Source organism: Zavarzinia compransoris (genome assembly GCF_003173055.1).
In the GTDB taxonomy this organism is placed as follows: Bacteria; Pseudomonadota; Alphaproteobacteria; order Zavarziniales; family Zavarziniaceae; genus Zavarzinia; species Zavarzinia compransoris.
In genome coordinates this window covers 169464-190741 of sequence record NZ_QGLF01000004.1, presented here as the reverse complement: position 1 = coordinate 190741, position 21278 = coordinate 169464, and the positions used below count along the sequence as shown (strand labels likewise).

Here is a 21278-nt window from a genome sequence, read left to right as displayed (position 1 = left end):
CGCTACCCCTGATACTGTTCGAACTCAGGGAAGCGATCCTTGAGCGCCACCGGTCCGGCGACAAGGGCGAAGAAGTCGCAGCGCCCGGGCTTCGGCGTCGCCATCAGGTATTGGGTGTGCATCTGCCCCCGGTCGCGGCACAGCGCCGCATAGGCTTCGGCATCGAACAGCGCATGAAAACGCGGCGTCATCAGCAGCGGACTGATGCGCGCCCCCGGCGGGCGGGCGTGCCCGCTCAACGTCAGCGGATCGACCCGGTCGAAGCAGACGGCGTCATAGGGCGCGCCGGCGTCGAGCCAGGCGATAGCGGGATCGAGCGCGAGCGCCGCGACCTCGGCCCGGAACCACGCCGCCCGCGGCTCCACCGCCAGGGCGGGCGTCATGGCGCCGAGGGTGACGAAGCCGACCGCCGGCAGGCCGGCGAAGGCTTCGGGCCGCCGGGCCCGCGCCCGCGCCAGGGCGGAAATGGCGACCGTGGTGCCGACGCTGTGGCCGATGACGAGGAGTTCGTCGACGCCGCCCTCGGCCGCGGCCGCGGCGATCAGGCCGGCCATCGCATCCATCCGGGCCTGCATCTGCGGCGCCTCGTTAAAGATGAGGGCGCCGTAGTAGCTGCTCAACTCGCCGCGCCACAATACCGTGCCCTTGTCCAGGCGGCGCAGCACGGCCGGCATCAGCAAAAGCCCGAGGGGGGCACCCGCCGGGGCCAAGGACAAGGCCAGCCCCGCCAGGGCCAACCCCGCCGCGGCGGCCAGGCCCGCCGCCAGCATCAGGCCGGCCATCAAAGCGATCAGCAGCAGCGCCGGCTGCACCATGGTCAGGACATAGAGCCGCCTGACCCCATAGACCCGGCGGAAATAGCCGATGGCGATGCCCCGGACCAGAGTGCGCAGCGTGCGCCCGACGAAGACCCAGTCCGGCTTCGGCCAGAATTCGCGGGCGAGATCGTCCCAGCGCAGGAAATCGAAGCGGGTCTCGGTCAGGACCGGCACGCCGTCGACCGGGGTTTCGCCGCTGATCGTCCATTCGACCACCGTCTCGCCGTGGCGGCGCCGATTGCCGAGGTCGAAGCGCGTCGCCGCACCGAAGGCACGCGCGGCCTTGGGCGCTTCGTCTCGCCAGAGCTGGTGATAGTGCCGGGGGCCCCGCGGGTCGAAGCCGCTGACGAACAGCACCCGGCGCTTCCGCACCGGGGCCGCCCGGGGGGTGCCGTCGTCCGTCATGTTTCCCGCCTGCGCAAGCGCCGCCCGGTGCGCAGCATATCCGGAAAAGGCGGCGGATCGTCATCCCCCAGCCAGCGCCACACCGCCTGCCAGCCGGCATCGGCGCCGCGGATCAGCTTCAGCCCGCGCCGCTCGACCTTGGACACCCGGCGCCAGCGCCCGATGGGCCGCACCAGGGCGACATGGGGCGCGCCCCCATAGGGCAGGCGCGGGCCGGACAGCGCCCCGGCCAGACCGGTGAACAGCGCCGCCCGCCCGAGATAGGCCTCGGCCACGGCGGGGGAGACATGGCGCGCCAGCAGGCGGGAGAACAGGGCATTGGTCCGGCCGCCGTCGATCGTGCTGACATCGTGCCGGGTCGCCAGGGCCAGGACATGGGTCGCCCCGTCGACCGCCGCCTGTTCGACCGGCAGGGGCGCGGACAGCGCGCCGTCGACCAGCCGGCGGCCGTCGGTCCAATCGACCGGCCGGCCGGCGACCAGGGGCAGCCGGGTGGTCGCGCGCAAACCCCGCATGACCTGACCGTGGTCGGCGAAATCGCGCAGCATGACCGCCCCGCCGGTCGCGACATCGGTCGCCATCATCACCAGGGGCACGGGATGGCCGATCACCCGCGCGGTATCGAGCGGCCGGACCCGGGTCATCACATGGTCGATCAGCAGGTCGACATTCATCACCGGCCGGCGGATCAGGGCCCGGCCGATGCGAATGAAGCGCGGATTGTTGATGTCGCGATAGAAGATCCGGGTGCCTTCCCGCGCCTGGCCGGCCAGGAGATAGGCCCCGGCGCAGGCCCCGGCCGAAGTGCCGTAGACGGCATCGAAGACATCGGCAAGGCCGAGCTGTTCGAGCGCCGAGACCATGCCCCCGGCGACGACGCCGCGCATGCCCCCGCCCTCGATGGCAAGCGCAAGGCGGAACCCGTCCCGGCGCCGGCCCGGCTTCGAATGCTCGGCGCGGCGGGCCAGCACCAGGGCGGCGACCGGGTCCATCGCGGCGGGGGGACCGGCGCTCAGAACGCGAAGGTCAGCGAGGCGCTGCCGTATTCGAAGGCATTGGGCTGGCTGGAGAATTCCTCCGAGCGCTTGATATAGGTCGCGTTGAAGCGCCCGCCCGGGACATAGGCGACGAAGCCCACGCTCCATTCGCCGACCACGCTCTCCTTCGAGACGCTGGGCGAATCCTCGAAAGTGCTGCCGTCGAGGAAAATATCGCGGGCGACCACCCAGCCCTCGGCCCCGGCGAAGACATACCAGCCGAATTCATTGCGCATCAGGGGGATGGCGGCACCGCCCGCCGGGCGCACCCGGGGCGAGCCGAAATCGGCCCGCAAGGCCGAGCCCAGGCGAAGCTGCGCGCCGAGATTGGCATAGGTCTGGACATTGCCGACCGCCACCCCGACGAAGGGCACGACATCGATGCCGATGCCGCCCACCACCGGCACCGGCGTCGACCGCCAGCGCCGGGACAGGCCGACGAGCAGCCCCGGCTCGTTGGGCAACTGGCTGCCCCAGCCCTTCGGCTGATCGGAACCGATCAGGGTGTGAACGACATCCTGGATTTCCTTGCCGAGCGCCCAGGGACCGACCACGCCCAGCTGAACCTCCAGCGTGTTCTGCTGCCCGCGGTTTTCGGCCACCGCCGTCGCGGAGAGATAGGCCCAGGCGGCATAGGGCCGGTCGCGGGGGTCCGGCGGGTTCAGGCTTTCATCGTTCGGCTCGTAGATATTCTGGCCGAGCGCCAGTTCGTAGCGATTGCGCCCGGGCTGATCGAAAATCCATTGATTGGCCGCGATCAGCGGGCTGACGATGAAGGCCGGCGTCGCCGGCGCGGGCCGGGACAGGATCAGCTTGGCGCCGCTGGTGTACCATTTGTCGGTGCCGTTGAACTTGTCGTTCTCCATCAGCAGGGTGAAACTTTCCTGCTGCTCGCGGGCTTCGAGGGGTCCGGACGGCGCGACCGTCTGGGCCTTGGCCCCGGTTGCCGCGACCGCCGCCAGAATGCCGGCCGCCGCCAGCCACCGCCCCATCTTCATCGCCATGAATCGACCCCCGGAGAAAACCCGCCGATGTTAGGAGCGGTGCAGCATAGGGTCAACGCGCGTCCCTATCGGCTCAGCACGCGCGCCACCGCCTTTTGCCAGCCGTCCCAGCGGGCGGCGCGCTCGTCGGCGCCCATCTGCGGCTCGAAGCGCCGCTCCAGGCGCCAGGCATCGGCGATCGCCGCAGTGGTATCGTAGATCCCGGCGCCGAGCCCGGCCAGGAAGGCGGCGCCCAGCGCCGTCGTCTCGGTCACTTTCGGGCGCTCCACCGGCAGGCCCAGGGTATCGGCCAGGAATTGCATGGCCCAGTCGTTCACCACCATGCCGCCGTCGACCCGAAGCGATTCGAGCGGCGGGCGCCCCTCGGCGGCAAGGTCGGCCGCGATCGCCTCGATCAAGTCGCGGGTCTGGAAGGCGATCGCTTCCAGCGTCGCCCGGACGATTTCGGCGATGCCGGTATCCCGCGTCAGGCCCAGGATGGCGCCCCGCGCCTCCGGGTCCCAATGGGGCGCGCCGAGGCCGGTGAAGGCCGGCACGACATGGACGCCCGAACCCGGCCGCGCGGCCCGGGCCAGGGCCTCGGTCTCGGCCGCGCCCTTGAACAGGCCGAGGCCGTCGCGCAGCCATTGCACCGCCGCCCCGGCAACGAAGATCGAGCCTTCGAGGGCATAGCTGGCCCGCCCGCGGTGGCGCAGCGCGACGGTGGAGAGCAGGCGATGGCGCGAGGCGATGGCCGCATCGCCCGTATTCACCAGCACGAAGCAGCCGGTGCCATAGGTCGCCTTGACGCTGCCGGGGGCAAGGCAGGCCTGGCCGACGCCGGCCGCCTGCTGGTCGCCGGCGATGCCGCGGATCGGGATCGGGGCGCCGAAGAGATCGGCCTCGGTCGCGCCGAAGTCGCCGGCCGAATCATGCACCGCCGGCAGCAGGCCGGCGGGAATGTCGAGCAGGGCGAGGAGATCCGCGTCCCAGCATTGGCGGTGAATGTCGAACAGCAGGGTGCGGGCGGCATTGGTCGCGTCGGTCGCATGGACGCGCCCGCCGGTCAGGCGCCAGAGCAGGAAACTGTCGACGGTGCCGAAGGCCAGGTCCCCGCGCGCCGCCAGATGCCGCGCCTCGGGCACATGGGCCAGCACCCAGGCGAGCTTGGTGCCCGAGAAATAGGGATCGACGACGAGGCCGGTGCGGGCGGCGACCAGATCGGCGGCGCCTGCCGCGCGCAGGCGGTCGCAATGATCGGCGGTGCGGCGGTCCTGCCAGACGATCGCATGATGCAGCAGCCGGCCGCTCCGCCGTTCCCAGACCAGGGTGGTCTCGCGCTGGTTGGTGATGCCGATGGCGGCGACGTCGCGGGCGCCGATGCCGGCCAGCGCCAGCACTTCGCGCACGACATCGAGCACGGCCTGCCAGATCTCCTCGCCGTCATGTTCGACCCAGCCCTCGGCCGGATAGATCTGGCGCAGTTCGCGGCGCGCCTCGAAGGCGGGGGTGCCGTCCAGGGCGAAGAGAATGGCCCGCGTCGAGGTGGTGCCCTGATCGATCGCCAGAAGATGCCGTGCCGCCATGTCCCCCCCTCCCGTTTGGCCCGGATGGTTCCGGCTTCGCGGCCAAAGGTCAAGGCGCGGCCATGGCCGCGGCCGGGAATCCGTGCCATAAAGGGGGGATGGACGGAACGCTTCCCGACCGCATCGTGCCGAAGCTGCCGCCGCTGATCGATCCCTATCAGCGGCGGATCACCTATCTGCGCGTCTCAGTCACCGACCGCTGCGACTTCCGCTGCCAATATTGCATGGCGGAGGCGATGACCTTCCTGCCCCGCGCCGACCTCCTCAGCCTCGAGGAACTGGACCGCCTGTGCAGCGCCTTCGTGCGCCGGGGCCTGCGCCGCCTGCGCCTGACCGGGGGCGAGCCGCTGGTGCGGCGCGGGCTGATGGACCTGGTGCGCAGCCTGTCGCGCCACCTGCACACCGGCGACCTCGACGAAATCACCCTGACCACCAACGGCAGTCAATTGGCCCGTTTCGCCGCCGAACTGGCCGCCGCCGGCGTGCGCCGGGTCAACGTCAGCCTGGATACGCTGGATGCCGACGATTTCCGCGCCATCACCCGGCGCGGGACCCTGGCCCCGGTGCTCGACGGGATCGAGGCCGCCCGGGCCGCCGGCCTCGCGGTCAAGATCAACACGGTGGCGCTCCGGGGCGTCAACGAGCACCAGTTCCTGCCCCTGGTCGACTGGGCGCATGGCAAGGGCATGGACATCACCTTCATCGAGACCATGCCGCTCGGCGATATCGACGGCGACCGCACCGACCATTACCTGCCCCTGGCCGAGGTCCGGCGCAGCCTGGCCCGGCGCTATGCCATGACCGAGAGCGAGTATCGCACCGGGGGACCGGCGCGTTACGTCCGGGTCGCGGAAACCGGCCGGCGCATCGGCTTCATCACCCCGCTCAGCCATAATTTCTGCGAGTCCTGCAACCGGGTGCGGCTCACCTGCACCGGCACCCTTTACATGTGCCTCGGACAGGAGGACGCTGCCGACCTGCGCGCGGTGCTGCGCGGCGGGGCCAGCGATGCCGACCTTCTGGCGGCGATCGACGCGGCCATCGCCCGCAAGCCCAAGGGCCACGACTTCATCATCGACCGCCGGGGCGCACCGCCTGCCCTGGCCCGTCACATGAGTACCACCGGCGGCTGAGTACCGCCCTACCGACATGCCGCGCGACCGTATCACCTTCATCGCCTCCGACACGGCGGACGCCCAGGGGGCGTTGCGCCGCCTGCGCCACCGCTACGGCGAGGCCGGCAGCAATGCCGACGTCATCGTCGCACTGGGCGGCGACGGCCTCATGCTCGCCTGCCTGCACAAGGTCATGACCGGGGAGCGGGCGGAAAACCCCCTGCCCATCTACGGCATGAACCAGGGCACCCTCGGCTTCCTGATGAACCCCTATGCCGAGGACGACCTGCTGGTCCGCCTGGCGGTGGCGGAGACATCGGCCCTGCACCCCTTGCGCATGCGTGCGACCGGGCGCGACGGCAAGATCAGCGAGGCGCTGGCGATCAACGAAGTGTCGCTGTTCCGCGAGACCCATCAGGCGGCCAAGCTGCGCATCTTCGTCGACGGGCGCATGCGGCTCGAATCGCTCACCTGCGACGGGCTGCTGCTGGCGACGCCGGCGGGCAGCACCGCCTATAACCTCTCGGCCCATGGCCCGATCCTGCCGCTCAACGCCGGCGTCCTGGCCCTGACGCCGATCAGCGCCTTCCGCCCCCGGCGCTGGCGCGGCGCCCTGCTGCAACACGAGGCGGTGGTCCGGGTCGAGGTGCTGGAGCCGGGCAAGCGCCCGGTTTCCGCCGTCGCCGACAATGCCGAGGTGCGCAGCATCGCCGAGGTCGAGATCACCGAGGACCGGGAGGTCACCCTGAAGCTGCTGTTCGATCCGGGCGGCGCGCTCGGCGAGCGCATCCTGACCGAGCAATTCGCGCCGTGACCGGGGCGCCCGTGCTGCGCCTCGCCATGTGGTCGGGGCCGCGCAACATCTCGACCGCGATGATGCGCGCCTTCGAGAACCGCGCCGACACGACGGTGGTCGACGAGCCGCTGTATGGCTTCTACCTGAAGGCGACCGGGATCGACCATCCGGGGCGGGACGAGATCGTCGCCGCCATGACTTGCGACTGGCGCCCCGTGGTCCGCGACCTGACGACGGGGCCGATCGCCAGGGGCCGGATCCATTACCAGAAGCACATGACCCACCACCTGCTGCCCGCGGTCGGGCGCGACTGGCTGGACCGCGTGGTCAATTGCTTCCTGATCCGCGATCCGGCGGAAGTCGTCGCCTCCTATCTCGAAAAGCGGGCGGACGTGACCCTGGCCGACATCGGCGTGCGCGAGCAGTGGGAAATCTTCGAGCGCGCGGCCGACCGCCTGGGCCGGGCGCCGCCGGTGATCGAGGGGCGCGACATCCAGGCCGATCCCGAGGCCATGCTGCGGGCGCTATGCGCCGCCATCGGCATCGGCTTCGATCCCGCCATGCTGTCCTGGCCCGCGGGGCGGCGCGACACGGACGGGATCTGGGCGCATCATTGGTACGGCGCGGTCGAAGCCTCGACCGGGTTCGGCCCGCCCGCCCCGGCCAAGGCGCCGCCGCCCGGCCACGAAGCCCTGATCGAAGCCGCTGAACTCTATTACCGGCGCCTGCGCGCCCACCGCCTGACCGGAGCCCCCTGAATGTCCATCGGCAGCCAGTCCTACGCCGACGATCCGCGCAATGCGTCCGTCCTCGTCCATGTGAACGGGGCGCTGGTGCCCCGGGACGAGGCCAGGGTCTCGGTCTTCGACGCCGGCTTCGTGCTGGGCGACGGGGTGTGGGAGGGTTTCCGCCTGATCAAGGGCCGGGTCGCCTTCATGGAACGGCACCTGGACCGGCTCTATGCCGGGGCGCGGGCGATCGACCTCGACATCGGCCGCAGCCGCATCGAACTGGCCGCCGCCCTCTACGAGACCATCGTCGCCAACAATATGGTCGACGGCGTCCATATCCGCCTGATGGTGACCCGCGGCCTGAAGCGGACGCCGAACCAGGACCCGCGCATGACCATCGGGCCCGCCACCCTGGTCATCGTCGCCGAATGGAAGGAACCGTCCCCTGCCCTCTTCGAGCGCGGGCTGCATCTCGCCTCGGTGCCGATCCGCTGCACCCCGGCCGACATGTTCGACATGCGCCTGAACAGCCATTCGCGCCTGAACCTGATCATCGCCCTCAACCACGCGATCAAGGCCGGTGCGGACGAAGCCCTGATGCTGGATCCCCACGGCTTCGTGTCGAGTTGCAACGCCACCAATTTCTTCATGGTGAAGCGCGGCACCATCGTCACCTCCAGCGGCGACTATTGCTTCAACGGCATCACCCGGGCCCATGTGATCGAATTGGCGCGGGCGAACAACCTGCCGCTGGAGTTGCGCAATTTCACCCTGGCCGAGGTCGGCGGCGCGGACGAAGCCTTCGTCACCGGCACCTTCGGCGGCCTGACCCCGGCGACCCGGCTGGACGGCCGCCCGATCGGCAGCGGCAGGGCCGGCCCGGTCACCGAGGCGCTGAAGACCTTCTACCTGCGCCTGCGCGATGCCGAGGGCCGGTGAGGCTCAGTCAAAGCGTGCCGCCGCTGAGCACCGTATCCGGCGCATCGAAATAGCGGCCGGCCTTGCCAGTGCCGGAGCCATCGAGAGAGAGAGCGGCCCGGCCGGGATCGGGCTTGACCCGGCGCCGGGCCGGATCGATCTTGCCCAGATGATGAAGCGCATCCTTGCCGCCGCCGTGCTGGCCCTTGCCGCCGGCCCCCCCGCCCTTGCCCAGCCGGCCCCGGCGGGCGGCGTCCCGCTCGGGCTGCGCCTGCTGTTCGTCGCGGTCGACCGCAATGCCGACGGCCGCATCGACGAGGCGGAGGCGGATCAATTCGTCGACAATCTCTTCGCCCAGGCGGACAGCAACGGCGACGCCCGCCTCAGCCTGGCCGAAGTGCTGGCCCAGCAGGCCCGGCTGGCCCCCGGGGCGGCAGGGGAACGGGCGGCCAAGGTCCAGTTCCGCCAGATGGACCGCAATCGCGACGGCTTCGTCGACGGGCGCGAGGCGAACAAAGCCTCGATCGCCCATTTCGCCTTTCTCGATGCCGACAAGGACGGGGTGATCACCCTGGCCGACCTCGCCGGCCGCGACCTGACGGCACCCAGCCTGGGCGCCGCGGCCGCACGCTGAGGGCACGGTCATGCGCCTGTTCGCCCGCCTTCTCCTCGTCCTTGCCCTGGCCTGGGCAGGGGCGGTGCTGTGGCTGGTCGCCCCGCACCTCAGTTTCGCCCGGCTGCCCGCACGGGCCGCGGTCCTGCCGGCCTATAGCACGATCTATCTCGCGCCGGCCCAGGTGCGCGGCATCGATATCCTCTTCGGCCCCCGGGCCTTTCCGGCGCCGAAATCCGATGCCGACTGGGCGGCCCTGGAAAGCGAAGTCGCCCTGCCCCTGCTGGTGCGGAACGGCGCCGCGGTCGGGGCGGTCGGCGGCATCGCCCTGCTGCCCCTGGCCCTGATGCTGGCCGGCCGCGCCCTGCGCCGCCACCGGCGCTGAGCGGCCGGAAACGGCAAAGGCCGGATAGAATGAAAAAGGCCGGGCGGTTTCCCGCCCGGCCCCGATCCAGATCAACCGGCGACGATCGTCAGATCGTCGCGATCCAGGTCGCCTCGCGACCCTTCTGCGCGGTCTGCACGGTCATCTTCACGCGCTGCTGAGCCTGCAGGTCGACGAGACCGCAGCGGCGCAGCACGCTCTTGTGAATGAAGACATCCTTGCCGCCGTCATCGGCGACGATGAAACCGAAGCCGGATTCCGGCTTGAACCACTTCACGGTGCCCGAGATGGTCTCGGCGTCCGAAGCCGGGGCCGCGATCGGGGCATTGTTGAAGCCCCCGCGGTCGCCGCCGCCCGAGAAACCGCCCGAACGCTCGCCGCCGAAGCCGCCCGAGCGCTCGCCGCCGAAGCCGCCCGAACGCTCGCGGTTGCCGAAGCCGCCGCGGTCGCCGCCGCCGCCGAACCCGCCACGGTCGCCGAAGCCGCCGCGATCACGGTCGCCGAAACCGCCACGGTCGCGGCCGAACCCGCCACGCTCACGGTCGCCGAAGCCGCCACGGTCGCCGAAGGGGGCACGATGCGGGGGGGCCGAACCCGGCTCCACGCCGACCACGTCGATCAGGCGCTGAACCTGGGGACCACGCGGCCCTTCTCCGATATCGACCGTGAGTTCCGCACCGTCGGGAAGATCGCCGTAACCGGCCGAACTCAACACGGAGACATGGAGGAAGGCGTCAGGGGAACCATCGATCGGGGCGACGAAACCGAAGCCCTTCATGCTGTTGAACCACTTGACACGCGCTTTGACGTTGTTCGGCACTGGATCAGACCTTGGAGAGGCGCGCCGCTGCACGGCGACGCAAATGCTTTTCGGACGCTCCCCAAGACACACAGTCCCTTTGGCGGCACCACCGACCCACGGCGACCCGCACTTTTGGGGAGCGGACAAACGATATGCGGCGTCCGTCCCGTATTCAAATCAAATTTGGTGACTCCGGAGCCATTTTGGCCGCCGGAACGGTCGGAATCGACGTTGCGGCCCATGAATAGCAATGCGCTCAGCGCACATCTGCAATGACGGTGAGACATGGTGAATTGATGCGCTGCGATGACGCGTTGACTCGGCCTCGCCCGCCCGGCATATATCGGCCCGGCATATATCGATCTGATATATGGAACGAGACGCCCCGGCATGGACATCAAGACGGTCTGCACCGGCCTGCTCACCTTCGGCGAGGCCAGTGGCTACGAGATCAAGAAGCTGTTCGAGGACGGCACCTTCAACGGTGTCTTCGACGCCTCCTTCGGCTCGATCTATCCCGCCCTGACCCGGCTGGCGCAGGAGGGTCTCGTTCTCTGCCGCGCGGAGGAACAGGACGGCCGGCCCGACAAGAAGGTCTATTCGATCACCCCCGCCGGCCGCGCCCATTTCATCGCCGGACTGTCGCGCGGCATCCAGCCGGAAAAGACGCGCTCCGAATTCCTGATCGCCATGATCTTCGCCCATCTGCTACCCACCGGGGTGGCGCTCGGCTATGTCGAGCAGACCCTCGGCGAATACCGCGAGGCGGAACGGCGGCTGGAGGCGGCCCGCGCCGACCCCGCCGCCGCGGCCATGCCCAACCTGCAATTCGCCATCGGCCTCGGCCTTGCCAAGATCCGGGCGGCGATCGACTACATGGAAAACAACAAGGCCCTGGTCGTCCAAGCCGGCCAGTCCCCGTCCGGGAGTGAAGCATGCGTAAGTCCTATGTGATCGCCGGCACGCTGGCGGCGGCCATGGCGCTCTGGATCGCCTCCGGCGCCCTGACCGGCAACGCCCATGTCGCCCCGGCCGATACGCTGGCGGAAAAGCCGGACGTGCTGCCGCGCGTCCGCGTCCGCGCCCTGGCCCCGGGGGATTACGCCGGCACCGTCGTCCTGCGCGGCCGGACCGAGGCGCTGCGCAGCGTCGACGTCCGCGCCGAGGTTTCGGGCGCGGTCGCCGCCATTCTGGTCGAACGGGGCGACCGGGTGAAGCAGGGCGACATCCTGTGCCGCCTGTCGGTCCGCGACCGCGAAGCCGCCCTGACCGAGGCCGAGGCCGAGCTTCGCCAGCGCGAGATCGAATATAATGCCGCCGCCAAGCTCCAGGGGGCGGGCTTCGGCACCGCCAACCGCCTGGCCGAGGCCCGCGCCCTGCTCGACGCCGCCCGGGCCAAGGTCACGCGCATGCGCCTCGACCTCGGCAATATCGAGATCCGCGCCCCCTTCGATGGCGTGATCGAGGAGACCGCGGCGGAAATCGGCGACATCCTCAATCCGGGCGGGCCCCAGGGCTGCGCCACCGTGGTCGATACCTCCACCATCCTCATCACCGGCCAGGTGGCGGAGCGCGAGATCGCCGACATCGCGCCCGGCGCCACCGCCCGCGCCCGCCTGATCACCGGCCAGGCGGTGACCGGCAAGGTCCGCTTCATCGCCAGCAAGGCCGATCCCGAGACCCGCACCTTCCGCGTCGAGATCGCGGTCGAGAATGCGGCGGGCGAGATCCGCGCCGGCGTCACCACCGAGGCCCGCATCCCGACCCGGGTGCTGCCCGCCCATCACGTCTCCCCCGCCATCCTGAACCTCGACACCGACGGCACCATCGGCCTGAAGACGGTGGCGGCGGACGGTACCGTCGCCTTCGTGCCGGTCGCGATCGTCGGCTCGGACGACGGCGGGGTCTGGGTCACCGGGCTGGAGGGAGCGGCCGACGTCATCGTGGTCGGCCAGGATTACGTGCTGCCCGGCCAGAAGGTCGAGGCTGCCCGCGACGAGGGCGAACCCTCGTGAACGCGATCATCGACTGGTGCCTGCGCTATCCGCGCACCGTGCTCAGCTTCCTGGTGCTGCTGGCGATCGCCGGCCTCTCCACCTATCTGACCATCCCGCGCGAGGCGCAGCCGGACGCGGAAATCCCCTATATCTACGTCAACCTGATCCACGACGGCATTTCGCCCGAGGACGGGGAGCGCCTGCTGCTGCGCCCGATGGAACGCGAACTGCGCGCCATCGAGGGCATCAAGACCATGAAGGCCGAGGCGGGCGAGGGCTATGCCTATGTCCTGCTCGAATTCGACGCCGGCTTCGACGGCGACAAGGCGCTGGCCGACGTCCGCGAGAAGGTCGACCAGGCGAAGCCCAAACTCCCGGCCGACACCGAGGAGCCGATCGTCACCCAGGTCTCGATCTCGCTCTTCCCCGTGCTGCTGGTCACCCTTTCGGGCGATGTCCCGGAACGCACGCTGCTGGCGATCGCGCGCCAGTTCGAGGATGCCTTCGAGGCCCTGCCCGACGTCCTGTCCGCCGATATCACCGGCAAGCGCGACGAATTGCTCGAAATCGTGGTCGATCCGCTGAAGCTCGAATCCTACCGGATCAGCCAGGCGGAACTCCTCAACATCGTCGCCCTGAACAACCGCCTGGTCGCCGCCGGCGCCCTCGATACCGGGGCCGGCCGCTTCTCGATCAAGGTCCCCGGCCTGTTCGAGACGGCGGAGGATGTCCTCTCCCTGCCGGTCAAGGTCTCGGGCGATGGCGTGGTGACCCTGCGCGACATCACTGAGATCCGCCGCACCTTCAAAGACCCGGACACATTCGCCCGGGTCAACGGCAAGCCGTCCCTGACCCTCGAGGTGAAGAAGCGCGCCGGGCGCAACATCATCGAGACCGTGGCCAAGGTGAAGGCGATCGTCGACTACGCCCGCGCCGACCTGCCGCCCAACGTGCAGATCGACTATGCCCAGGACGCCTCGAAGGAGATCCGCACCATGCTGGTCGATCTCGAGAATTCGGTGGTGATCGCGGTCTTCCTGGTCATGGTCGTGGTCGTCGGCTCGCTGGGCCTGCGCTCGGCCGGGCTGGTCTCGCTCACCATTCCGGGCTCGTTCCTGCTCGGCCTCATTCTGCTGTCGGCCATGGGGGTGACCTTGAACATGCTGGTCATGTTCTCGATGATCCTGGTCGTCGGCATGGTGGTCGACGGCGGCGTGATCGTGGTCGAATATGCCGACCGCAAGATGACCGAGGGCATGGGCCGGCGCGAAGCCTATGCCGTCGCGGCCAAGCGCATGGCCTGGCCGGTGATCACGACGACGACGACGACCGCCATCGTCTTCGTGCCCCTGCTGTTCTGGCCGGGCATCACCGGCAAGTTCATGTCCTATATCCCGCTGACCCTGATCGTCACCCTGATGGGCTCGATCCTGATCGCGCTGATGTTCATTCCCGTGCTCGGCGCCATCTTCGGCAAGCCCGGCGCGACCGACGAGAAGACCGAGCATTACATCGCCGTCACCGAGCGCGGCGACCTGGGCAGCCTGCCCGGCTTCACCGGCTGGTATTCGCGCACCCTGGAACGGGCCCTGCACCATCCGGGCAAGATCCTGCTCGGCTGCGTCGGCCTGCTGATCGCCTTGCAGGTCGCCTATGGCGCCCAGGGCAAGGGCGTGCAGTTCTTCCCCGAGGTCGAGCCGGAACGGGCCATCGTCCTGGTCCATGCCCGGGGCAACCTGTCGATCCGGGAACGCGACGCCCTGATGCGCGAGGTCGAACGGGAAGTCCTGGCGGTCGAGGGCATCGTCATCGCCAATACGACCGTGGGCGAGCCGCCGGGCGGCGTGGACGCGGCCCCCGACACGATCGGCAACATGACCATCGAATTCGCCGAATGGGACCACCGCCGCCCGGCGGCGCAAATCCTGGGCGAGATCCGCGAGCGCGCGGGCCGCATCGCCGGCATCGCGGTCGAAACCCGGCTGCCCGACGTCGGCCCGCCGGTCGGCAAGGCGGTGCAGATCGAACTCAGCGCCAACCTGCCCGATGCCCTGTCCCCGGTCGCCGACCGCATCCGCGCCTATCTCGAAACCTTGCCCGGCCTGATCGACATCGAGGATTCCCGCCCCCTGCCCGGCATCGACTGGGTGCTGCGGGTCGACCGCGCCCAGGCGGGGCGCTTCGGCGCCGACATCACCTCGGTCGGCAATGCGGTGCAACTGGTCACCAACGGCGTGAAGATCGGCGACTACCGGCCGGATGACGCGGACGAGGAAATCGACATCCGCGTGCGCTTCCCCGCCGAGATGCGCAATCTCGACGCCTTCGACCAGCTGCGCCTGGAAACCCGCCTGGGGCAGGTGCCGATCTCGAGCTTCGTCGACCGGGTGGCGGAACCGACCACCGGCAAGCTGAAGCGGATCGACGGCAAGCGCGTGATCACCCTTCAGGCCAATGTCGCCGCCGGCATCCTGGCCGACGACAAGGTGCGGGAAATCAAGGCCTGGCTGGCCGCCCAGCATTTCGACCGCGGCGTCGCCATCCAGTTCCGCGGCCAGGACGAGGAAGCCGCCGCCGCCGGGGCGTTCCTGGGCCAGGCCTTCTTCATCGGCCTGTTCCTGATGGCGATCATCCTGATCACCCAGTTCAACAGCTTCTATGCCACTTTCGTCATCCTGTCGGCGGTGGCGCTATCGACCATCGGCGTCTTCGCCGGCCTGCTGATCACCGGCCAGCTCTTCTCCATGGTCATGACCGGGATCGGGGTGATCTCGCTGGCCGGCGTCGTCGTCGCCCACAATGTGGTGCTGATCGACACCTACAAGGAATTGCGCGACCGCGGCATGGAACCCTATGAGGCGATCCTGCGCACCGGCGCGCAGCGCATGCGGCCCGTGCTGCTGACCACCTTCACCACCATCATCGGCATCCTGCCCATGGCCTTCAGCCTGACCATCGACGTCTTCGGGCGCGAGGTGACGGTGGGCGCCCCTTCGGCGCAATGGTGGGTGCAATTGGCGACCGCGGTCGCCTTCGGCCTGGCGTTTGCGACCGTGCTCACCCTCGTGGTGACGCCCTGCCTGCTCGCCCTGCCGCTGCGCCTGCGCGAGACCTGGGGCCCGCGCCTGCGGAAACTCGGGCGCCGGACCCGCCCGGCCTGAAGGCCGGTCAGACCTTGGCGGGGCCCTGCCCCGCCTCTTCTTCCGTCGCGCGGAGGGCGGCCTTGTTCAGGGCCTTGCGCCAGGCGATGGGGCCGAAGGGAATGGTCGCCGCATAGGCGATGATGACGAGGCAGAGCACCTGCCACGGGTAGGACAGGGCCAGCGCGGTGCCGATGCCGACGAAGACGAGGGTGGGCAGGACCCAGTCGCGGTGGACGCGGATCTTCTTGAACGACAAGGTGGGCAGGCGGCTGACCATCAGGAAGGCGACGGTGACCGCGACCCCGGCGACGAACCAGGGCGAGCGGAAGACTTCCAGCCCGGTCGCGAAAGTGCCGATGATCGGCAGCAGCACGAGGGCGGCCCCCGCCGGCGAGGGCACGCCGGTGAAGAAGGCGGAGGTCCAGGCCGGCTTGTCCGGATCGTCGATCGCGACGTTGAAGCGGGCTAGGCGCAGCGCGCAGCAGACCGCATGGGACAGCACGGCGATCCAGCCGAGCCCGGACAATTCCTGCAACGTCCAGAGATAGAGCACGACGACCGGCGCGACCCCGAACGACAGGAAATCGGAAAGCGAATCGAGTTCCGCGCCGAAGCGGCTGGTGCCCTTGAGCAGGCGGGCGACCCGGCCGTCGATCCCGTCGAGGAAGCCGGCGATCATGATCGCCGCGACCGCCAGCTCGAACTTGTCGTCGAGGGCGAAGCGGATCGAGGTCAGCCCGGCGCAAAGCGCCAGCGTGGTCAGGATATTGGGCAGGAGGCTGCGCACCGGCAGGCGGTTCAGCCGCGCCTCGCGCAGGTGCAGGCGCCGGCGGCGGCGGGTGGCCTTCTCGTTCCAGGATTGCCAGTCCGACATGCCCGCCGCCTCCCCGCCGTCAGCCGACGACCGCGAGGCGCGGCCCTTCGTTCGAAGTCAGGTCGGCAAGCACGGTCTCGCCCGCCACCGCGCGCTGGCCGACGGCGACCAGCGGCGCCACCCCGACCGGCAGGTAGACGTCCAGCCGGCTGCCGAAGCGGATGATGCCGAAACGCTGGCCGGCGTCGTATGTCTGCCCGGGCGCCGCGTCGCAGACGATGCGGCGGGCGACGAGGCCGGCGATCTGGACGACGCCGAGATCCCGGCCATCGTCGAGGATCAGGCGCAGCGAATTGCGCTCGTTGTCGTCGCTCGCCTTGTCCTCGGCGGCATTGAGGAATTTGCCGGGACGATAAGACACGCGGTCGACGGTCGAGGCCACGGGCACCCGGTTCACATGGACGTCGAAGACGCTCATGAAGATCGAGATGCGCGGCCGCGCCGCCTCGCCCAGGCCGAGTTCGGCCGGCGGCACCGCATCGGCGGTGGCGACCACCTTGCCGTCCGCGGGCGAGACCACGAGGCCGGCGCGGGTGGGCGTCGCCCGCGGCGGATCGCGGAAGAAATAGGCGCACCAAAGCGTCAGCACCACGCCGAGCCAGCCGAGGGGCTTCCAGATCAGGAACAGGATCAGGGTGGCGATGGCGAAGAGGGCGACGAAGCGCACCCCCTCGCGGTGCAGGGGATGCAGGACGGAACGGATCGAAGCCAGAATATCCAACGGTCTTCTCCCAGGCTCGGTTTCGGTCGCGCATGAAACCGCGCGGAACAAGGTCTAGAACAATGCAGCGATTCCGTGAACCGCGCATTGCCCCGGCGCGTCAGGCGCCCCTGGTCTCTGCGAGCTTGGCCTCGGCGAGCTTGGCCTCGGCCTCCACCGCCTCCAGCTGGCGCTGCCACATGCCGGCATATTGGCCGCCGAGATCGAGCAGCGCCTCGTGTGTGCCGCGCTCGACGATCCGGCCCTTGTCGAGGACCAGGATCTCGTCGGCATCGACCACCGTCGACAGGCGGTGCGCGATCACAATAGCGGTACGGTCGCGGGAAATCTCCTTCAGGCTGGCCTGGATTTCCTTTTCCGTCTGGGTATCGAGGGCGGAGGTCGCCTCGTCGAGCAGCAGGATGGGCGGATTCTTCAGGATCGTGCGGGCGATCGCCACCCGCTGCTTCTCCCCGCCCGACAGTTTCAGGCCGCGCTCGCCCACCATGCTGTCGTAGCCGTCGGGCAGCGAGACGACGAAATCGTGGATGCGGGCAAGCCGTGCCGCCGCCTCCACCTCTTCGTCCGTGGCGCCGGGGCGGCCGTAGCGGATGTTGTAGCGGATGGTATCGTTGAACAGCACCGTATCCTGGGGAACGATGCCGATCGCCCGGCGCAGGGATTCCTGGCTCACCTCGCGGATATCCTGGCCGTCGATCGAGACCCGGCCCGCCTCGATGTCGTAGAAGCGGAACAGGATGCGGCTGATGGTCGATTTCCCGGCGCCGGACGGGCCGACGATGGCGACCGTGCTGCCCGGGGCCACGGTGAAGCTGACGCCCTTCAGGATGCCGCGCCGCGCATCGTAGCGGAAATCGACGTCCTCGAAGCGGACCTCGCCGCCCGCGACCGTCAGGGCCGGGGCGCCCGGCCGGTCCTTCACCTCTTCCTCGACGTCGAGGACGGCGAACATCGCCTCCATGTCGATGATGCCCTGCTTGATCTCGCGATAAACGAAGCCGAGCATGTTGAGCGGGATATAGAGCTGGATCAGGAAGGTGTTCACCAGCACGAAGTCGCCGACCGTCATGGAGCCGTCGGCGACCCCCCGGCCAGCCAGATACATCACCCCGGCGAGCCCCGCCGCCATGATCAGGGACTGGCCGGCATTGAGGACGGAGAGCGTGGTCTGGCTCTTCACCGCGGCCTGTTCATAGGCCTGGAGGGCGCGGTCGAAGCGCCGGGCCTCGTGCCCCTCGTTGGAGAAATATTTCACCGTCTCGTAGTTCAGCAGGCTGTCGACCGCCTTGGTGTTGGCGTCGGTGTCCTGGTCGTTCATGGTCCGGCGGTATTTGATCCGCCATTCCGAGACGAGGAAGGTGAAGCCGATATAGGCGACGATGGTCGCCATCATCACCGCGACCATGGGCCAGCCGAAGCCGGTGGCCAGCAGGATTAGGACGAAGCCGATCTCGAGGATGGTGGGCGCGATGTTGAACAGGGTGAAGCGCAGCAGCAGGTCGATGCCCTTGGTGCCGCGCTCGATCACCCGGTTGAGGCCGCCGGTGCGCCGCTCGACATGGAAGCGCAGCGACAGGCGATGCAGGTGCTCGAAGGTCGAAAGCCCCAGGCGGCGGACGGCGAACTGCCCGACCCGGGCGAAGATGCTGTCGCGCAGTTCGGCAAAGCCCTGGGCCCCGACCCGAGCCAGGCCATAGGCGATGATCATCAGGATCGGCACGGTGACCACCGTCGCCTTCACCGACAGGGCATCGACCGCCGCCTTGTAGAAATAGGGCACGATCACATTGGCGATCTTGGCCAGGACCAGGAAGCCGACCGCCAGCAGCACCCGCCGGCGCAGGTCGGCCCGGTCACGCGGCCAGAGATAGGGCAGGAACAGTTTAACGGTCTGCCAGCCGCTGCGCTTGTCGGCAGCGGCACTCTTTCGCGGATCGGACATCGGGGCTTAAGGCTCTTTTAACGGAGATCGGCTGGACTGGGGGCGGGCGTCGCGCCGGGCTTCCGGCCCGGGCGCCTGCGCGCGGGTGCCATCGGTTTTACAGATCCTGGCAGTATAGGAGTTAACGAGCCTTGTCCACGGTCTCGACATTCCGCTTTGCCCTTGACGGCACGGTCTTCGACGGCCGGGCGGAGGACGGCGTGCTGGTCGTCGCCGCCGACCTGGGCCCCCTGCCCTTTTCGGCCGAGGATCGCCCCGCGCGGAAACGCTGGCAGCAGACGATCGCGGCCGAAGGCCCGCGCAGCCCCGACCGCCACGTCATCGACCGGCAGTCCCGCGTCCGCTATGAAACCCGGACCCGCCTGGACCAGCCGCTGGACCGGCGCGGCCTGATCGAGGCCCTGACGGTCATTCTGCTGGCGACAGGGGCCGGCCGCGCCCCGGGACCGGATGCGCCCCCGACGCCGGATGCACCCCCGACGCCGGCCGCCCCCGTCAGGCGCTTCCGGGCCGAGCGGGGCGGGTAACGAGGGCGATGCCGCAAGCGATCGGCACGATGCCGAGCAGGTCGAGGGCCGGCACCGATTCGCCCGCCAGCAGCCAGCCGAAGCCGAGGCCGAGCGGCGGCATCAGGAAATGCAGGCTGCTGGCCGCCGTCGCGCTGTGGCGCGCGAGCAGCCGGAACCACAGCATATAGCCGCCGACCGAAACCCCGAGCACCATCCAGGCTTGGGCCAGCAGGACGGTCGTGGTCGCCTCTGCCGTCGACCAATCCTCGATCAGCAGGCTGGCCGGGACGAGGACGAGACCGGCGGCCAGCGCCTGCAAGCCGTTGCCGGTCCAGGGCCCGACATGCCGGGGCGCGAGCCGCTTGTAGAGGATCGTGCCCGCGACCAGGGACAGCAGCCCGCCGAGCACGAGCAGGGCACCGCCCGCATCCTCCGCCCCGGTGCCGAGGCGCGAGCGCAGCACCAGCGCGACCCCCGCAAGCCCGAGCAGAAGACCCGCGAGCTTCCGCCCGGTCATCCGCTCGCCCAGCACCGGCCCGGCGACCAGCGCCGTCAGCAGCGGGTTGGTGCTGATCAGCACGGCGGCGAAGCCGGACGAGACCGAGGCCATCCCCGACCACGACAGGCCGAGGTAGATCGCATTGTTGAACAGCCCGAGCAGGGCCAGGGCGGCAAGGTCGCGACGCGCCGGCCAGCCGCCCTCGCCGCGCCAGCGGGCCAGGCCAAGGCAGAGCAGGCCGGCCGCCACGAAGCGGCAGGCGAGAAGCAACAGCGGCGGGGCATGGGCGACGGCCAGTTTCGCCGGCGCGAAAGCCGAACTCCACAGCAGGCAGAACAGGACGACCAGCAGGATTTCCCCGCGCTCTATCCCCGTTCCACGCCCCCCGTTCGCCGCATCGCCCCGCGCCATAACCGCACTCCCGTCTTTACAGGATGACCATAGCGGCCCCGCTCTTCATTTGGAAATTCGATGTTTCCATGCATATCATTCAAGAAATCGATATTGAGGCAGCCATGTTCGACCTCGACCTGTTGCAGAGCTTCGTTTCCGTGGTCGATGCCGGGGGCTTTACCCGGGCCGGCGAGCGGGTGAACCGGACGCAATCGACCGTCAGCCAGCAGATCCGCCGGTTGGAGGACGGTCTCGGCCGCCCCCTGTTCCACCGTGACCGCCGCCGGATCGCCTTGACCGAAGCCGGGGAGACCCTGCTCGGCTATGCCCGCCGGCTGCTGGCGCTGGCCGGCGAGGCGCGGCAGGCCCTGGTCGGGCAGCCGGCGCCCGCCGTCGTCCGCCTGGGCATTCCGGAGGATTTCGCGGTCACGGCCCTGACCGGGGTCATCGCCAGTTTCGCCGCCGCCCGGCCCGACATCCGCCTGGAGGTGCGCTGCGATCTGAGCGTGGCGCTGCGTGACGGCCTGACCCGGGGGCTTTACGATCTCGTCCTCGCCAAGCGCGAACCGGGCCAGGGTCCGGCCTTCGGCGCCTGGCCGGAACGATTGGTCTGGGCCGCCGGCGCAGGCCATGCCCCGGCCGGCGGCGGCGATCCCTTGCCCCTGGTCACCTTCCTGTCCGGCTGTCTTTATCGCGAACGGGCGATCCGCGCGCTCGAGGCGGCGGGCCGGCGCTGGCGCATCGCCTATGAAAGCCCGAATCTGGCCGGGGTCCAGGCCGCCGTCGCCGGCGGCCTCGGCATCGCCCTGCTGGAAGCCGGGACGGTCGGCCCGGGCTTGCAGGCGCTGGGGCCGGCGCAGGGCCTGCCGCCGATCCCGCCGACCGAACTGGCCCTGATGCGGCGCCCCGATGCGCCCGAAGGCGCGATCGACCTTTGCGGCACAATCAGCGATTTCTGCAGCCGGAAGGCGACGGAGAACCGGATTGACGCCCGATGAGTGCATGACGGCC

General features: G+C 69.6%; 20 protein-coding genes. 11 read left to right on the top strand and 9 right to left on the bottom strand.

The genetic code is table 11. From position 1 onward, the window contains the following. Positions 1-2: 2 nt before the first annotated feature. The 4 genes from DKG75_RS14775 to glpK all read right to left on the bottom strand — a co-directional run bounded on the left by DKG75_RS14775 (position 3) and on the right by glpK (position 4829). Positions 3-1223 (bottom strand): hypothetical protein, encoded by a 1221-nt coding sequence (locus DKG75_RS14775; RefSeq protein ID WP_109921901.1) that lies wholly within the window; start codon positions 1221-1223, stop codon positions 3-5. After that, positions 1220-2215 carry a patatin-like phospholipase family protein gene (locus DKG75_RS14770; protein ID WP_109921900.1) on the bottom strand — a complete coding sequence of 332 codons (996 nt, stop codon included), beginning with the start codon at positions 2213-2215 and terminating at the stop codon, positions 1220-1222. Before DKG75_RS14770 ends, DKG75_RS14775 begins: the two co-directional genes overlap by 4 nt. A 20-nt stretch (positions 2216-2235) precedes the next feature. After that, positions 2236-3264: a lipid A deacylase LpxR family protein gene (locus DKG75_RS14765; RefSeq protein ID WP_109921899.1), complete on the bottom strand. Its 1029-nt coding sequence runs from the start codon at positions 3262-3264 to the stop codon at positions 2236-2238. 65 nt (positions 3265-3329) lie between these two features. Then, on the bottom strand, positions 3330-4829 hold the full coding sequence (gene glpK / locus DKG75_RS14760) for a glycerol kinase GlpK (RefSeq protein WP_109921898.1): 1500 nt from the start codon (positions 4827-4829) through the stop codon (positions 3330-3332). A 98-nt stretch (positions 4830-4927) separates the two neighbouring features. Between glpK and moaA the strand changes: the two genes are divergently transcribed. From moaA to DKG75_RS14730, 6 genes are all read left to right on the top strand, one after another. Then, a complete protein-coding gene (gene moaA / locus DKG75_RS14755) occupies positions 4928-5962 on the top strand; it encodes a GTP 3',8-cyclase MoaA (protein ID WP_109921897.1) in 1035 nt (344 codons plus the stop codon). A 16-nt stretch (positions 5963-5978) separates the two neighbouring features. Then, positions 5979-6758 (top strand): NAD kinase, encoded by a 780-nt coding sequence (locus tag DKG75_RS14750; RefSeq protein ID WP_109921896.1) that lies wholly within the window; start codon positions 5979-5981, stop codon positions 6756-6758. Then, complete coding sequence (locus tag DKG75_RS14745) at positions 6755-7498, top strand: sulfotransferase-like domain-containing protein (protein ID WP_208112255.1); 744 nt, start codon at positions 6755-6757, stop codon at positions 7496-7498. Before DKG75_RS14750 ends, DKG75_RS14745 begins: the two co-directional genes overlap by 4 nt. Beyond that, positions 7499-8410 carry an aminotransferase class IV gene (locus tag DKG75_RS14740; protein WP_109921895.1) on the top strand — a complete coding sequence of 304 codons (912 nt, stop codon included), beginning with the start codon at positions 7499-7501 and terminating at the stop codon, positions 8408-8410. A 148-nt stretch (positions 8411-8558) separates the two neighbouring features. Continuing rightward, complete coding sequence (locus DKG75_RS14735) at positions 8559-9023, top strand: EF-hand domain-containing protein (RefSeq protein WP_166646581.1); 465 nt, start codon at positions 8559-8561, stop codon at positions 9021-9023. Between the two features lie 10 nt (positions 9024-9033). Beyond that, positions 9034-9387 (top strand): hypothetical protein, encoded by a 354-nt coding sequence (locus DKG75_RS14730; RefSeq protein WP_109921893.1) that lies wholly within the window; start codon positions 9034-9036, stop codon positions 9385-9387. Between the two features lie 88 nt (positions 9388-9475). Here the strand turns inward: DKG75_RS14730 and DKG75_RS23785 are convergent, their stop codons facing one another. After that, positions 9476-10240 (bottom strand): cold-shock protein, encoded by a 765-nt coding sequence (locus tag DKG75_RS23785; protein ID WP_279573953.1) that lies wholly within the window; start codon positions 10238-10240, stop codon positions 9476-9478. 339 nt (positions 10241-10579) lie between these two features. Here DKG75_RS23785 and DKG75_RS14720 point away from each other — a divergent pair, with 339 nt between their 5' ends. The 3 genes from DKG75_RS14720 to DKG75_RS14710 are packed head-to-tail and all read left to right on the top strand — an operon-like array spanning position 10580 to position 15347. Then, the gene (locus DKG75_RS14720; protein WP_109921891.1) at positions 10580-11143 is read left to right on the top strand and encodes a PadR family transcriptional regulator; all 564 of its coding nucleotides are present in this window, start codon (positions 10580-10582) and stop codon (positions 11141-11143) included. After that, the gene (locus tag DKG75_RS14715) at positions 11125-12204 is read left to right on the top strand and encodes an efflux RND transporter periplasmic adaptor subunit (RefSeq protein WP_109921890.1); all 1080 of its coding nucleotides are present in this window, start codon (positions 11125-11127) and stop codon (positions 12202-12204) included. Before DKG75_RS14720 ends, DKG75_RS14715 begins: the two co-directional genes overlap by 19 nt. Further along, positions 12201-15347: an efflux RND transporter permease subunit gene (locus tag DKG75_RS14710; RefSeq protein WP_109921889.1), complete on the top strand. Its 3147-nt coding sequence runs from the start codon at positions 12201-12203 to the stop codon at positions 15345-15347. Before DKG75_RS14715 ends, DKG75_RS14710 begins: the two co-directional genes overlap by 4 nt. A 7-nt stretch (positions 15348-15354) precedes the next feature. Here DKG75_RS14710 and DKG75_RS14705 read toward each other — a convergent pair whose 3' ends face one another. From DKG75_RS14705 to DKG75_RS14695, 3 genes are all read right to left on the bottom strand, one after another. Continuing rightward, entirely contained in the window at positions 15355-16203 is an 849-nt protein-coding gene (locus DKG75_RS14705; protein WP_109921888.1) for a CDP-alcohol phosphatidyltransferase family protein, read from the bottom strand. 19 nt (positions 16204-16222) lie between these two features. Continuing rightward, positions 16223-16924 (bottom strand): phosphatidylserine decarboxylase, encoded by a 702-nt coding sequence (locus tag DKG75_RS14700; RefSeq protein ID WP_109921887.1) that lies wholly within the window; start codon positions 16922-16924, stop codon positions 16223-16225. A gap of 100 nt (positions 16925-17024) precedes the next feature. After that, positions 17025-18866 (bottom strand): ABCB family ABC transporter ATP-binding protein/permease, encoded by a 1842-nt coding sequence (locus tag DKG75_RS14695; protein ID WP_109921886.1) that lies wholly within the window; start codon positions 18864-18866, stop codon positions 17025-17027. 131 nt (positions 18867-18997) lie between these two features. On the opposite strand from DKG75_RS14695, the gene DKG75_RS14690 reads away from it, so the two are divergent. Next, complete coding sequence (locus DKG75_RS14690) at positions 18998-19393, top strand: hypothetical protein (RefSeq protein ID WP_109921885.1); 396 nt, start codon at positions 18998-19000, stop codon at positions 19391-19393. On the opposite strand, the gene DKG75_RS14685 is transcribed toward DKG75_RS14690, so the two are convergent. Beyond that, on the bottom strand, positions 19362-20285 hold the full coding sequence (locus tag DKG75_RS14685) for a DMT family transporter (RefSeq protein WP_109921884.1): 924 nt from the start codon (positions 20283-20285) through the stop codon (positions 19362-19364). The two genes, DKG75_RS14690 and DKG75_RS14685, sit on opposite strands and share 32 nt — an antisense overlap. Before the next feature lie 104 nt (positions 20286-20389). On the opposite strand from DKG75_RS14685, the gene DKG75_RS14680 reads away from it, so the two are divergent. Continuing rightward, entirely contained in the window at positions 20390-21265 is an 876-nt protein-coding gene (locus tag DKG75_RS14680; protein ID WP_109922314.1) for a LysR substrate-binding domain-containing protein, read from the top strand. The last annotated feature ends 13 nt before the right edge of the window (positions 21266-21278 follow it).

What these genes read in the sequence shown, in the direction of transcription:
- DKG75_RS14775 (WP_109921901.1), bottom strand. Translation starts at nt 1,223, where the DNA reads ATGACGGACGACGGCACCCCCCGGGCGGCCCCGGTGCGGAAGCGCCGG.
- DKG75_RS14770 (WP_109921900.1), bottom strand. Translation starts at nt 2,215, where the DNA reads ATGGACCCGGTCGCCGCCCTGGTGCTGGCCCGCCGCGCCGAGCATTCG.
- DKG75_RS14765 (WP_109921899.1), bottom strand. Translation starts at nt 3,264, where the DNA reads ATGGCGATGAAGATGGGGCGGTGGCTGGCGGCGGCCGGCATTCTGGCG.
- glpK (WP_109921898.1), bottom strand. Translation starts at nt 4,829, where the DNA reads ATGGCGGCACGGCATCTTCTGGCGATCGATCAGGGCACCACCTCGACG.
- moaA (WP_109921897.1), top strand. Translation starts at nt 4,928, where the DNA reads ATGGACGGAACGCTTCCCGACCGCATCGTGCCGAAGCTGCCGCCGCTG.
- DKG75_RS14750 (WP_109921896.1), top strand. Translation starts at nt 5,979, where the DNA reads ATGCCGCGCGACCGTATCACCTTCATCGCCTCCGACACGGCGGACGCC.
- DKG75_RS14740 (WP_109921895.1), top strand. Translation starts at nt 7,499, where the DNA reads ATGTCCATCGGCAGCCAGTCCTACGCCGACGATCCGCGCAATGCGTCC.
- DKG75_RS14735 (WP_166646581.1), top strand. Translation starts at nt 8,559, where the DNA reads ATGATGAAGCGCATCCTTGCCGCCGCCGTGCTGGCCCTTGCCGCCGGC.
- DKG75_RS14730 (WP_109921893.1), top strand. Translation starts at nt 9,034, where the DNA reads ATGCGCCTGTTCGCCCGCCTTCTCCTCGTCCTTGCCCTGGCCTGGGCA.
- DKG75_RS14720 (WP_109921891.1), top strand. Translation starts at nt 10,580, where the DNA reads ATGGACATCAAGACGGTCTGCACCGGCCTGCTCACCTTCGGCGAGGCC.
- DKG75_RS14715 (WP_109921890.1), top strand. Translation starts at nt 11,125, where the DNA reads ATGCGTAAGTCCTATGTGATCGCCGGCACGCTGGCGGCGGCCATGGCG.
- DKG75_RS14705 (WP_109921888.1), bottom strand. Translation starts at nt 16,203, where the DNA reads ATGTCGGACTGGCAATCCTGGAACGAGAAGGCCACCCGCCGCCGCCGG.
- DKG75_RS14695 (WP_109921886.1), bottom strand. Translation starts at nt 18,866, where the DNA reads ATGTCCGATCCGCGAAAGAGTGCCGCTGCCGACAAGCGCAGCGGCTGG.
- DKG75_RS14685 (WP_109921884.1), bottom strand. Translation starts at nt 20,285, where the DNA reads ATGGCGCGGGGCGATGCGGCGAACGGGGGGCGTGGAACGGGGATAGAG.
- DKG75_RS14680 (WP_109922314.1), top strand. Translation starts at nt 20,390, where the DNA reads ATGTTCGACCTCGACCTGTTGCAGAGCTTCGTTTCCGTGGTCGATGCC.